Origin of the sequence: Rhodococcoides corynebacterioides, assembly GCF_019834675.1 — a bacterium.
Lineage (GTDB): Bacteria > Actinomycetota > Actinomycetes > Mycobacteriales > Mycobacteriaceae > Rhodococcoides > Rhodococcoides corynebacterioides_A.
This window is the reverse complement of the sequence record NZ_JABUBU010000003.1, coordinates 297481-310800: the sequence shown is the minus strand read 5'-3', so window position 1 is coordinate 310800 and position 13320 is coordinate 297481. Positions and strand designations below refer to the sequence as shown.

Genomic DNA, 13320 nt, shown 5'->3' with positions numbered 1-13320 from the left:
GGTTCTGGACGGGGCGCGGGTTCTGGACGGGGCGCGGGCTCGGGACGGGCCTCGGGGCGCAGGGCCGAGCGGACCGTGCCGTCCAGCAGCGCGGCGACCAGTCGATCGCGGTGGTGGGCGGTCGACCGGTCTCGGTGGTGCCCCACCCGCGCGTTCAGGGCGTCGGTGTGGTCGACGACGACGGAGAGCCAGGCGTCGCCGGTCTCGGGGGGCTGGGTGGTGGGTCGTGTGGTGGTCGGGGGAGTCGTGCTTCGGGCTGTCGACACCGTCGTGGGATGTCCGAGGGTCACCGCCCACACGGCCTGCAGCAGCGACACCGGGGTGACGCCGAGGTGCGCGGCGCGCTCGGACAGTGCCCGTACGTCCGTCGTACCGAGGTGGATCGGGGACGTGTCGACGGGCGGTCGGTCCTGCTCGCCCCGGTCGTGGCTGCCGGTGAGGGCGCGGATGACCGACGCCGTGTCCGCCGCGGCGTGATCCGTCGTCACCACGACGAGGCGGCGGGCCGCGTCGAGCCGGATGACGGACGTGCGCGGGCCCGCGGACGACGCCGGCCGGGACCGTCGATCGTGGTCGAGGAAGACGGCGACGACGGCCACTGGATTGGGATCGCCCGTCGCGTCGACGGTGGGCGCGTCCGCGAGCATCGCTCGGACGTCGGGTGGGACGTCGGGTGAATGGTTGCCGTCGAGGGTGACGGTGAACTGGACCGTCTCGGACACGGTGCGGCCGGGGCTGCTGTCGACGGACGAACCGCGCGGAGGGGTCGGCCCGGCCACGTCGTTCACCGTAGGTACTGCGGACGCGTCGCAGGCGGCGGGGGCTCGCGTTCTGGATACGTCACAACGTCGATCCGCGGACGGTGGGGTCGAGGGGGTCGACGGGGTGCGTCGCGGGAATCACGGGCTTTGACAGTTGTTTACCTACAGCATCTATCTATATAGTTGCCGACAGTAAGCATCAGGAAGGGGTGAGGGCAGTGGCCGTGCGCAACGACACCGCTGCATCGCTGGTCGAAGAAGTGTTCCGATTCGGCCGGGCGCTGCGGGTCGCCGTGGCTCGCAGCGACGACCGGCTGGAACTGGCTCCCGCGCTCGTCGGCGTGCTCGGCACGCTCGCGACGCACGGTGAGTGCCGTCAGACGGAACTCGCGGGCGTCATGTGCACGAGTCAGTCGGTGCTCAGTCGCCAGCTCGCCGAGCTGACCGACGCCGGACACGTCGTCCGGACGCCCGATCCCGCGGACGGTCGCGCCACCCGGGTTCGGGTGTCCGATCGGGGGATCGCCTGCCTCGAGCGCATCAAGGCGCAACGGGTGGAGCGGCTGTCCGAACTCCTCGCGGACTGGGACGAGGACGAGGCGCACGCCGCGCTCGAGTCCATCACCCGGTTGACCACCACCTTCACCGTCGACGCGCAGTCCCGCCATCCCGGCGCCCGCGTGCTCGCCGGCAACTGACTAACCGAGATACGACCGAAGAGAGAACTCTCATGGCTACCACCTACGACGCACCGCCGTCCCGAGCGGAACGGAACTCCGACGACCGGACGGTCGACCGGACGGTCGACCGGACCGCCGCCGACCCGCAGGCGATGACCCACCGCCAGATCCTCGAGGCGCTGGTCGGCCTGCTCGCCGGACTGTTCACCGCGCTGCTCAGCACCACCATCGTGTCGACGGCGCTGCCCACCATCATCGGCGACCTGAAGGGGTCGCAGACGGCGTACGCCTGGGTCATCACGACGGCCCTGCTCGCCAACGCGGCGTCCACCCCCATCTGGGGCAAGCTCGCCGACCTGTTCAACAAGAAGGTGCTGGTCCAGACCTCGCTGGTGATCTTCGTCGCCGGGTCGGTCATGGCCGGGTTCGCCCACAACGTGCCGATCCTGCTCGCCGCTCGCGTGGTCCAGGGCATCGGTATGGGCGGTCTGACCGCGCTGGTCGTGGCCATCATCGGCAGCATCGTCTCCCCGCGTGAGCGCGGCCGGTACTCCGGATACATGGGCGCCGTCATGGCCGTCTCGATGTCCGGCGGCCCCATCCTCGGCGGCGTGATCGTCGACAGCCCGCTCGGGTGGCGCTGGTGCTTCTTCGTCTGCATCCCGCTCGCCGTCATCGCGCTGTTCCTGCTGCAGCGGACCCTGCACATCACCACCGAGCGCAAGGACGACGTCTCCATCGACTGGCTCGGCGCGCTGCTCCTCACCGCCGGTGTCTCGATCCTGCTCATCTGGGTCTCGTTCGCCGGCAAGGCCGGGTACTACGAGTGGCTCTCCCGCGAGACCGCGATGTACGTCGGTGCGGGTGTGGCCCTGCTGGTGCTCACCGTGATCGTCGAGGCTCGCGTGAAGAGCCCGATCATCCCGCTGAAGATCGTCACCGAGCGCACCACCGGGCTCGCGATCATCGCGTCGGTCGCCGTCGGTGTCGGCCTGTTCGGCGCCACCACGTTCCTGGGGCAGTACTTCCAGACCGCTCGGGGCTACTCGCCGACCGCCGCCGGCCTGCTCACCATCCCGCTGGTCGCCGGCATGCTGGTGTCCTCGGTGGGCTCGGGTCAGCTGATCTCGCGCTTCGGTAAGTGGAAGCCGTTCATCGTGACCGGTTCGGTGCTCCTCGTGGTCGGCTTCGGCCTCCTCGGCAGCATCGACCACGCGACCGAGCTGTGGCTGGTCGGCATCTTCATCGCCGTCGTCGGTCTGGGTACCGGCATGCTGATGCAGAACCTGGTGCTCGCCGTGCAGAACACGGTGTCGGTGCAGAACATCGGTGCCGCGTCGTCCACGGTCGCCTTCTTCCGCACCTTCGGTGGCGCGATCGGCGTCTCCGTCCTGGGTTCGGTGCTGGCCACCCGCGTCGCGGAGAACTCCGCGTCGGGTCTCGCCGCACTCGGTGTGCCCGCCGGATCGTCCAGTGGCGGTGGGTCGCTCGACTTCGGTTCGCTGCCGGCGCCCGTCGCCGAGGTCATCCGCACTGCGTACGGTGACGCCACCGGTCGGATCTTCCTCATCGCCGGTGCAGTCGCCCTGGTGACCGTGCTCGCCGTGCTGTTCATCCCGAACCGCCCGCTGCGCACCACGATCGACCTCAAAGCGGACTCCGCGGCCGCCGTGCAGCCCGACGTCCAGGGTGCGCCGGAGGCCGCAACCGCGGCGGTCCCGACAGCCACGACCGTGCGTCCCGCGCCGGACGAGGCTCTGGTTTCTGCTCCTGCCGGACGTCACGAGGCCGCTCCCGGACAGGCCCCGTTCGACGGACTGAGCACCGACGCCCGCGACCGCCTGCTCTCGCTGCTTCTCCCGCAGCCCGCGGAGACGCTCGAGGCCCTCGAGGAGGCGGAGGCGCTGCGCGCCGAGGTCGCCGACCTGCAGCAGCGTCTCGACGCCAAGATGCTCGGTTTCGACGCCGCGTGCGAGCGTCTGCGGCGCCTGGGACTGAGCGAGGATCAGATCGCCCGGGTTCTCGGCGACGTTCACGTTCCCGACGACGCCGGCCGGTACGCCACCAACTGATCGCCGGTCCGGAACGCCCCGTCCCATCCTGTGTCGGATGGGCGGGGCGTTCTGCTGTCCCGGTTTGCGGTCGGTTCGCTGGATCGTGTCGGTGGGGGTCGATACAATCGAACACATGAGCGATCGGGGGGTCGAGGCGGTGGGGGATGCGCAGGTGGGAGGTGCCTGGTCCTCGCGTGACCATGCTGCGATGGGTCTGTCCGCCTCGTTCGACCTGCCCGTCGGTGGGCACCTCGACGCCCTGGCCGACCTCGCCGCGGGCGCGGGGTATCTGGAGTGGCGCCGCTACCAGCACGCCGCCGCCCTGCACACCGACCTCGTCGTGCCCGAAGAGGACCACGACGAACGGGCCGTCGATGCGTACGCCCAGTGCGCCGCCCGCCTCGCCACCACCCTGTCGGTATCGCAGTACGTCGCCGAACGCCTCCTCGACGACGCCGTCGCCCTCCGCGACCGACTCCCCCGGGTGGCGGAATGCCTACGCGACGGGGTCGTCTCCGCCAATTTCATCCGCACCATCGTCTCCCGCACCGAACTCATCCACGGCCGGCCGTATCAGGGACTGGTGGACGCCGACATCGCCGCCGCCCTCCGCAAGCCGGGGACGTGGTCGACAGCCCGAGTGCGGGATCTGTGCGATCAGATGGTCTACCGCCGCGACCCCGACGCCGTCCGCGAACGCCGCGACGAAGCCCTCAAGGGGCGGTGCTTCTTCACCGAGGCCGGACTCGACGGAATGGCGACCGTGGGGGCGACGATGTCCGCCGAACAGGCTGCCATCGTCGCCCGTGTCGTCGAGCGCCTCGCCGCACAAGTCTGCAAGCACGACAGTCGCACCAAGACCGCGCGGGCGTCGGACGCGCTGTTCGCACTCGTCAAGCACGCCCCGTTCGGGTGCGACTGCGCACGACCCGAATGCGCCTTCACCGTGGTCGATGCGGACGAGGTCGCGGCCAACGCAGCACGCATCGTCATTCACGTCGTCACCGACACCACCACTCTCGCCGGACCCGTACCCGCCGCCGCCGCTGCGGCAAAGCCGGCAGCGCAGGCACAGACTCGGGACGGCGACACGACCGCGACTGCCGCAGACCGGGTCGTCGCCAGCGAGGAGGCAGCGGTCGACGCGGCTCCGGTCGACGTTGCTCCGGTCGAGGAGGTCGTGGTCGAGGAGACTGCGGCCGATGCCGTTGCGGTCGAGGAGACTCCGGCGGATGCCGTTGCGGTCGAGGAGACTCCGGCCGATGCCGTTGCGGTCAAGGAGACTACAGCCGAGGCTGCGGCGGCTGATGCCGTTGTGGCGGAGGCGGTCTCGACCGACGCGGCTGCGGTCGAGGGGGCAGCGGCCGACGACGTCGCAGCCGAGAGCGCTGCGACGGATGAGGCAACGTCGGCTGAAGCTGCTCCGACGGCTGAGGCTGCGGCGGTCGATGAGGCTGCGGTCAAGGCCGGTTCCGAGTCCGAGCGCGAGCCCGAGCTGGTCGACGGAGTCGGCTACATCGCCGGACTCGGCATCGTCTCCGGCGCCCACCTCCGCGACCTCGCCGCCGACCCCGCCACCCTCATCCGCCCCCTCGGCGACGGCACCGACACCCCACTCCCCGCGACCCAACCGGCGGACCCGTACCGGCCGTCCGCGGCGCTGAACGCCTACATCCGCGCCCGCGACCAGTACTGCACCTGGCCCGGCTGCAACAAACCCGCCCGGGACGGCGACCTCGACCACATCACCGAATACGACCACCGCAACCCCGCCGCCGGCGGTCAGACCTCCGCCTGCGGGCTCGGCGCCAAATGCCGGTTCCACCATCTCCTGAAAACGTTCGGCGACTTCGTCGACGACCAGTACCCCGACCCCGAGAACCCCGGCCGGGTCATCCGCACATTCACCATCCCGGAGGGCCGCACCGTCCTCGGCCCCGCCTACACCGGGTTCGACACCCACCCGGGCCTGGACATGATCGTCTTCGGCGACCCACCCGCCACCGGCAAGAACCACCCACCGGAACCCGAACCCACTCGCCCCGCCCCACGCACCGAGCAGAAACACGCCCGCCGACGGCAGGAACGCAATCGCAACCGACTCCGCAACGCCCTCAACGGCGTCGCCCCACCCGAACCGGACGACGCACCGCCACCGTTCTGACGGGGCGACTCCCGGCATGCCCGGTCAGCCGAGGGGAAGGACCCGCCGGAGGTAGTCGTTGTCGAACACCCCGGTCGGGTCGACCTCCGCGCGGACGGCGAGTGCGTCGTCGTAACGCGGGTAGAGCGGGCGCAGCTCGTCGGCGCCCAGGCTGTGCAGCTTGCCCCAGTGCGGTCGACCGCCGACGCCGCGCGCGATCGCCTCGAACGCCGCGAAGTAGCCGTCGTCCGGGCGGCGGTGGTACTGGTGCACGGCCACGTATGCGCTGGGGCGCCCGTGAGCGGTGGAGAGCCACACGTCGTCGGCTGCGGCGCAGCGGACCTCGATCGGGAAGGTCACACGGAAGCCGGTGCGGGCGATCCACGACTCGACCTCCCGCACCACGGTGGGCACCGCCTCCGGGGGAATCGCATACTCGCTCTCCCGGAATCGCACCCGGCGACTCGAGGCGAAGACGCGGTGACTCCGGTCGGTCGTCGTGCGGCCCGACCACGCCGCCGCGGAGACGTGATTGACCCGAGGAATCACGGCGGGAATGCGGCTGGTCACCCGGTTGATCACCTCGAACGCGCCGTTGGCGACCACCTCGTCGTCGAACCACCGCCGAACTCGACCCACCGGGTCGGTCGCGGAGTCGGCCGGGAGGCGCGTATTGCGTTTGATAAGAACACGATCGGTGTGCGGGAACCAGTAGAACTCGGGGTGGTCGATCGTGGCGGCGTCGTGCGGGAAGCGCTCGAGTGCCTCGCCGAGTCGTCCTGGGGTCTCCTTGGCGCGCAGCAGGAACGACGGCACGCACCGCAGGGTCACCGACGTGAGGATGCCGAACGCGCCCAGGCCGAGTCGAGCGCACTCGAACAGCGGACCCTCCGACACGGTCCGTTCCGTCCCGTCCGCGAGGACCAGGCTGACCCCGACCACCTGGCCGGCCAGCCCGCTGAATCCCGCACCGGTGCCGTGGGTTCCGGTCGAGATCGCCCCGGCCACCGACTGGACGTCGACGTCGCCCATGTTGGTCAGCGCCAACCCCCGCTGGTCGAGCAACGCGCACAGCGTGCGGAGGCGGGTGCCCGCGCGCACGGTGACGTCCGTCGTGCCGCCCGGCCCCGGCCGCGTCGACTCGATCCCCGTCAGCAGATCGAGCGGCACGAGGGTGCCGTCGGTGACGGCGACGCCGGTGAAGGAGTGCCCGGCGCCGACGGCCTTGACGCGACCGGGCGCCCGTCGCAGCAGGTCGCACACGTCGGCCCGGTCGCGGGGATGCGCCACGTGCTGCGGGTTCGAGTGCTGATTGCCGGCCCAGTTCGACCATGTCGTCATGCGTCGAATCGAATACTGGACAGGCGTCCAAGTCAAGACCTAGGGTCGCTCCGTGCCCACTCGACTCTCCGCCGACGAGCGACGTCGACAACTCGCCGACGCCGGTCTCGCCCTTGCCGTCGACCACGGCATCGCCGCCGTGACGGTCCGCGGCATCGCGGAGCGCGCCGACGTCTCGCTGGGCATCGTGCACTACTGCTTCGCCAACAAGGACGCCGTGGTGGGGGCGATGGCGGACGTCCTGATCACCGAACTGGGCGAGGCGGTGAGCGCCGCGCTCGACGCGGTCCCGCGCGCGGGCGAGGGGCCGTCGGCCGTCCGCGACACCGTGCGCCGCGGTCTGAGCGCGTTGTGGGACGCGATCGAGCGCACCCCGGAACGGCAGATCCTGACCTACGAGATCACCGCGTACGCCGTCCGCGCCGCCGGACCGCACCGCAGCATCGCGGAACGGCAGTACCGCGCCATGGACGACGCCACCGCCCCCTTCCTGACCGACGTCGCCGCCGCGACCGCCACCACCTGGAGCGTGCCCGTGCCCGTGATGTCCCGGTCGATCCTCGCCACCCTCGACGGCGTCGTGCTCCGCTGGCTCGTCGATCGCGACTCCCATTCCGCAGCGATAGAACTCGATGCCCTGGCCGACCGCGTCGCGGCGTGGGCGGTGGCGCGATGACGGCCATCGACCCCCGCATCGACCGCCTGAACGCGGCCACCGCCGAGTTGGATCCGCCCCTCCTCGCCGCCGACCTGGCCGCCGTCGACGCCAACCTCGCCGCGCTGGTGCGGCGCGCCAGCGGGACGCCCATCCGAGTGGCGTCGAAATCCGTTCGGGTGCGGACCGTTCTGGATCGTGCACTCGCCACCCCCGGATTCGCCGGGATCATGGCCTGGTCCCTGCGCGAGGCACTCTGGCTGGACTACGACGACGTACTGATGGGCTATCCCACCGTGGACCGCGGCGCGCTCGCACAGCTCGCGTCCGATTCCACTGCCGCACAGCGCATCACCCTGATGGTCGACTCCGCCGCTCACCTCGACCTGCTCGAGTCGGTCGGGCCGTGGGCGTCGCCGCCGCAGGTCTGCCTCGACGTCGACGCCTCGCTCCGCCTGGGTCCCGCGCACATCGGCGTCCGACGCTCCCCGTTGCGGACGCCGGACGACGTCGTCCGGCTCGGACGCGACGCGTCGCGCCGGGGCATGGCTGTCCAGGGCGTGATGTTCTACGAGGCGCAGATCGCGGGACTCCCGGACTCGGGCCGGGCCGTGCGATGGATGAAGCGGCGCTCCGCCGGCGAGTTGGCCTACCGCCGCGCCGCCGTGGTCGACGCCCTGCGCGCCGCCGTCGGCCCTCTGCGCATCGTCAACAGCGGCGGCACGGGGTCGCTCGAGGTGTCCGCGGCCGACCCATCGGTCACCGAGGTCACCGCCGGGTCCGGCATCTTCGCGCCCACCCTCTTCGACGGCTACGACGCCTTCACCCCCACTCCCGCACTCTTCTTCGCGTTGCCCGTGGTGCGCACACCCACGTCCCGGATCGCGACGGCCTTCTCGGGTGGCTACATCGCGTCCGGGCCGACGGGCCGCTCCCGGGTGCCGAGCATCGTCGGTCCGGGTCGCCTGCTCCGCACCGAGGGTGTGGGCGAGGTCCAGACCCCGATCGTGGGATCCGGTGCGTCACTAGGTGATCGGGTCTGGTTCCGACACGCCAAGGCGGGGGAGGTGTGCGAGCGGTTCGACACCGTTCATCTGGTGGAGAACAGCACCCGCACCGCGGTCCCCACCTACCGCGGCGAGGGACGCACCTTCGGCTGAACGAGGTCCGGGCTGACCCGCATGAACGCCCCCAGCAACGACAGCTCGACGGGCGTTCCGGGCAGGTAGTGCGTCAGCGCCGGTGAGCGCACCACGTACGACACCCACTGCCCGCGCGACAGGGCGACGTTGATCCTGTTGCGCGAGAGCAGGAACGGCATCCCGCGCGGCACGTCCTCCGGCGCCGACGCCGCCATCGACACGATGACGACGGCGGCCTCGCGCCCCTGGAACCGATCCACCGTGCCGCACGCCGTCTCGGTGAGTCCGGCGGCGTCGAGTGCCGCCCGAATGACGGCCACCTGGGCGTTGTACGCGGCCACCACCAGTACGTCGGCCGACTCCAGCGGCCGCGACTCGGCGCCGGTCCGCCACGTCCGCCCGATCACCGAGCGCGCGAGCCGCACCACCGCGTCGGCCTCCTCGCGCGACGACGTCGCGTTCCCGACGTGATCGACGAACGTCGTGTGCACCCCCGGGGCGACGCCGTCGAGGGACCGATCGTTCACGCTATCGTGCGCGTACAACCGTCCGTCGTAGGACAGGTCGGACACCACGCGGCAGACGTCGGGATGCATGCGTCGGGTGGTGGCGAGGAACCAGCCCAGATCCGCCGGGAGCGTGTCCGCTCCGTCGGCCAACCAGCCGAGGGCCGAGGCGTCCACCGGCTCGGGGTGACTGCCCTGACTGACCTGGGGGAGCTGCTGCGGATCGCCGAGCAGGAGGAGGTTCCGCGCGGCACGGCCGACGGCCACGGTGTTCGCCAGACAGAACTGGCCGGCCTCGTCGATCACCAGCAGATCGAACGCGTTCTCCTCGATGTTCCTGCGGTTGGTCATCGTCCACGCCGTACCGCCGACCACGCAGCCGCCGTCGAGCGCGGCGACGTCGACGTCCTTGGCCGACGCGGTCCACCGGCGCGGCCGGTCCGATGCGGGCTTCTTGTGGACGCGTGTCCCGTCGAGTCCCGCGTCGACGACGGCGTCGAGGAAGTTCTCGACGACGGCGTGCGACTGACCCACGACGCCGACGCGCCACCCGTGGTCGCGGACGAGCGCGGCGACGACGCGAGATCCCGTGTAGGTCTTGCCCGTTCCGGGTGGGCCCTGGACGGCGGCGTAGGACCGATCGAGGTCGAGCAGCGCGGCGGTGATCCCGGCGACGGAGGGGTCGTCGGTGCGCAACGGGGAACCGGATCGGGTGCGCGGGCGGCGGCGTAGGAGCAGGTCGAGGACGGCCGACTCGGGCACGTCGGGGAGCGCGTCGGCGACCTCGACCGCCGTGGCGGCGACGGCGGCGCGCACGGTGGTCGTGGCGGGTCCGGGCGTGGGCGCGGTGGCCACGGGTTCGAGGCCGTGCGGGTCCGCGCCCTTCGGAATCGACTCCTCGAGCGTCACGGCGGAGCCGTCCGCGGAGACGTCCACGATGGTCCCGGTGGCGGTCCACCGGTACTGCGGATTGGCCCGGAGCTCGGGCTTGATCCACTCCGGCGCCGGGGGCGCATACAGCACGGCGACCTTCGCGCCGCGGACGGCGCTGCCGGGACCGAACTCGCCGCGCAGCACCGAGGTTCGACGGACGTTGTGCCGGGGCGTGGGCTTCGCCCAGTCCGACATCGACTCGACGCTCTCGACCACGAAGACGTCGCGGGTGTCCGCCCACTCGTCCACCGGCGACGAGAGGCGGTCGAAGTGCGCCCACCAGAACGGCTTCTCCTCCCGGCGGTGGTAGTCCACCGCCGCGGCGAGCAGCGCGGCACCCTGACGTTCGGGCGTGCGGTCGCCGATCGGTCCGGCGAACTCGCGCAGGGCATCGCGCGCCGGGTTCGGCGAGTCGTCGTCGTCGGTCGGTGGTGCCGGCTCGATCGGCCCGCGGGGAGTGACGCCCGCCTCGGCGGCGTGCGCCAGCAACCAGTTCCGCAGTTCGAGAGTCGACTCGCAGTCGTAGCGGTTGTAGTCCGCGATCTCCGCCAGCACCGCCTCGGCCTCGCCGAGCTCGCCGCGATCGCGCAGGTCCCGCCACCGGGCGTATTCGGTGATCGACGCGACCGCATCGGCCACGTCGCCGCGGACCTCCGACATGTACGCCGGCTCGAGCTTCTTGATGCTGTAGCTGCGGGCCCCGATCCGCAGCGCGCTGCGCACCACGGGATAGAGGTCCACCAGCACCTGCTCGCGCAGCAGGTCGTCGACCTCGTCCTCGTACACGCCGTGCCGCGCCGCCAGCCGGAGCAGGGCCGACTTCTCGTACGCCGCATAGTGATACACGTGCATGCCCGGGTACTGCCGTCGTCGTTCCCGCACGTGGTCGACGAACGCCACGAACGCCACGCGCTCCTCGTCGCGGTCGTGCGCCCAGAGCGGGCGGAACGCGCGATCGGTGTCGAGCACGCCGAACAGGTACTCCAGCCCCCAGTCCGTGGACCCGTTCTCGGTGTGCAGCGGGTCGCCCTCGAAGTCGAAGAAGATGTCGCCCTCGTCGGGCGCGGGCAACGCGCCGAGGGCCGACGGCGTGTGGAACTCGACGACGGGCGATCCCGCGGATTCCTGCTGGATCTGCACGCGCGCCTGGTCGCGGAGCCCCGCGAGGCTGCGGGCGGACAGGTCGGGCACCGGGCCCGACGACGCGGCCAGCGCGTCGATCGTCGTGACGTCCGAGGCGAGCAACGCGGCCCGCTGCGACACCCGCATCCCGGCGACCAGCAGCAGATCCCGGCTTGCCTCGACCTCGGGCGCGCAGTGCTCGCACCGGAAGCAGGCCCGCACGTCCGCGTCGGCCCAGTCGGCGGGCAGCAACTGGGTGCGGTGCTCATCGAGCAGCGCCACCAACTCGGCCCGCGCGCGCCGGTGGACCGGCAGGACGTCGGGAAGGTGGACGGCCGTGCGCGTGCCGTCGCCGAGCACGAGACGGGCGGTGTCCGACACCGGGATACCCGCGGCGGTCAGCGCCTCCGCGTACGCCGCGAGCTGCAGGATCGACGGAACCCGTTCGGTCCGGGACAGTTTGGTGTCCTGCACCTCGTACGCGTCGACCTCCTCGTCGTACACCAGGAAGTCGCCGAATCCGAGAAAGCCGTCGCCGAAGAACGTGCCCTGGTAGATCACCGGCGCTCGCCGCGCCGCCGCATCGAGCGTGACCGCCGCGGCGGCCGCGAGCTCCGACCGCATCCGGCCCGGCCGCTCCACGGCGATCGCGTCGTCGCCGAACTGCCGCCGATACGCCGCCCACTGCCGCGCCTCGTGCTGCGAACCCAGCCGGGACAGCCGCGCGAGCATGGCGTCGTCCGTCCCCGCGACCGCGTCGGCGTCGAGCCGTCCGAGATGCGCGTCGAGAGTGCGGAGCACCGCGAACTCGCACCGCGCGGCGAGGGCGAGGTCCCCCGCACTGTGGATCAGGTCGTCGTCGAGAACGAACACGACCGCCAGCGTAGTAAGAGGGTCCGTCAGCGGGTGCCGAGCGCCGGGGCGATCGTGGAGAACCACGCGTCCCGCAGTTCGTCCTCGAACAGTGCCCAGCTGTGCGAGCCGTGATCGCGCATCGAAATCGTCGCGGGCACGCCGGCCGCGCGGACGGCGTCGGCGAAGATGCCGGTGCACACGTTCACCATCGCCTCGACGGCCGCGCCGCCCACCGGGAAGAGGCTGCCCGCGGGGATGTCGTCCACCGGTCCGGGCATGCCCGAGGCCGACGCCGCGTAGACCGCGGTGCCGCGCAGTCGGTGTGCGTTCTGCGACGGGTCGTGCTGCGTCCATCCCGGCGCGCCGGGGACGCCCCACATGGCGAACGGGTTGGTGAGCGCGCCGCCGATCATCACCGAGATCGAGGCCTGCGCCAGTGGGTGCGACGACGCCGGGCAGCCGCTGAGGGACGCGGCCGCGCGATAGAGACCGGGCGCCTGGATCGCGAGATCGAGGGCGGGTCCGCCGCTCATCGAGACCCCGGCGACGGCGTTACGACGGGTGGTGCCGAGGTGGCGGTCCATCACCGCGGGCAGCTCCGCAGTGAGGTAGGTCTGCCACTTGTTCCGACCGATCAGCGCGTCGTCGGCCAGCCAGTCGGTGTAGAAGGACAGCCGTCCGCCGATGGGGAGCACCACATTGACGGCCTTGTCGGCGAAGAACCCGACCGCGCCGGAGTTGTTGATCCACCCCACACCGTCCTCGTTGCCGAGTGCGCCGTTCAGCAGATACAGCGTCGGGGCGGCCCCTCCGCCGCGGGGCCGCAGCACGTCGTTGGAGATCACCTTGTTCATGGCGGGCGAGAACACGTCCACCACCGAATGGGTCGGCGACAGGTCACGCACGCCGACGACGCGGGGGCCGTCCTGCGCCGCCGCGGTGGGGACGACGGCGACGGAGAGCGCGAGGGCGGTGGCGACGGCGGCGGTGACTTCGGTGACGACCCGGCGGCGCAGCCGCGAAACGTACTTCATGGTCCGATCGTCTCAGACGTTCCGGTGCGGGCGGAGTCGGTCGTGCGTCGATGCCGTCACAGCACAGTCACGGGCCCCACCCGGGAACCGTCAC

The 13320-nt window shown here is 71.4% G+C and carries 8 protein-coding genes and 1 pseudogene; 5 read left to right on the top strand and 4 right to left on the bottom strand.

The genetic code is table 11. The annotated features are described in order from the left end of the window. Positions 1 to 779, bottom strand: a pseudogene (locus tag HQ603_RS07865) (hypothetical protein); the annotation flags it as partial. A 200-nt stretch (positions 780 to 979) separates the two neighbouring features. Here HQ603_RS07865 and HQ603_RS07860 point away from each other — a divergent pair. From HQ603_RS07860 to HQ603_RS07850, 3 genes are all read left to right on the top strand, one after another. Further along, the gene (locus HQ603_RS07860; RefSeq protein ID WP_222683960.1) at positions 980 to 1459 is read left to right on the top strand and encodes a MarR family winged helix-turn-helix transcriptional regulator; all 480 of its coding nucleotides are present in this window, start codon (positions 980 to 982) and stop codon (positions 1457 to 1459) included. Between the two features lie 134 nt (positions 1460 to 1593). Beyond that, a complete protein-coding gene (locus HQ603_RS07855) occupies positions 1594 to 3513 on the top strand; it encodes an MDR family MFS transporter (RefSeq protein WP_371831023.1) in 1920 nt (639 codons plus the stop codon). A gap of 115 nt (positions 3514 to 3628) precedes the next feature. Next, on the top strand, positions 3629 to 5659 hold the full coding sequence (locus HQ603_RS07850) for a DUF222 domain-containing protein (protein ID WP_222683958.1): 2031 nt from the start codon (positions 3629 to 3631) through the stop codon (positions 5657 to 5659). Between the two features lie 24 nt (positions 5660 to 5683). Here HQ603_RS07850 and HQ603_RS07845 read toward each other — a convergent pair whose 3' ends face one another. Continuing rightward, complete coding sequence (locus HQ603_RS07845; RefSeq protein WP_222683957.1) at positions 5684 to 6979, bottom strand: D-arabinono-1,4-lactone oxidase; 1296 nt, start codon at positions 6977 to 6979, stop codon at positions 5684 to 5686. Positions 6980 to 7031: 52 nt separating this feature from the next. Between HQ603_RS07845 and HQ603_RS07840 the strand changes: the two genes are divergently transcribed. Next, positions 7032 to 7655, top strand: coding sequence for a TetR/AcrR family transcriptional regulator (locus HQ603_RS07840; protein ID WP_222683956.1), 624 nt, complete (start codon positions 7032 to 7034; stop codon positions 7653 to 7655). A 5-nt stretch (positions 7656 to 7660) separates the two neighbouring features. Next, positions 7661 to 8794, top strand: coding sequence for an amino acid deaminase/aldolase (locus tag HQ603_RS07835; RefSeq protein ID WP_222683999.1), 1134 nt, complete (start codon positions 7661 to 7663; stop codon positions 8792 to 8794). Here HQ603_RS07835 and HQ603_RS07830 read toward each other — a convergent pair. Then, a complete protein-coding gene (locus HQ603_RS07830; protein ID WP_222683955.1) occupies positions 8764 to 12210 on the bottom strand; it encodes a TM0106 family RecB-like putative nuclease in 3447 nt (1148 codons plus the stop codon). The genes HQ603_RS07835 and HQ603_RS07830 overlap by 31 nt on opposite strands. 26 nt (positions 12211 to 12236) lie before the next feature. Continuing rightward, a complete protein-coding gene (locus tag HQ603_RS07825; RefSeq protein ID WP_222683954.1) occupies positions 12237 to 13226 on the bottom strand; it encodes an alpha/beta hydrolase in 990 nt (329 codons plus the stop codon). Between the last annotated feature and the right edge of the window lie 94 nt (positions 13227 to 13320).

Bases quoted from the DNA above. Each gene is read 5' to 3' on its own strand.
- HQ603_RS07855 (WP_371831023.1), top strand. From the start codon at position 1,594: ATGACCCACCGCCAGATCCTCGAGGCGCTGGTCGGCCTGCTCGCCGGA.
- HQ603_RS07850 (WP_222683958.1), top strand. From the start codon at position 3,629: ATGAGCGATCGGGGGGTCGAGGCGGTGGGGGATGCGCAGGTGGGAGGT.
- HQ603_RS07845 (WP_222683957.1), bottom strand. From the start codon at position 6,979: ATGACGACATGGTCGAACTGGGCCGGCAATCAGCACTCGAACCCGCAG.
- HQ603_RS07825 (WP_222683954.1), bottom strand. From the start codon at position 13,226: ATGAAGTACGTTTCGCGGCTGCGCCGCCGGGTCGTCACCGAAGTCACC.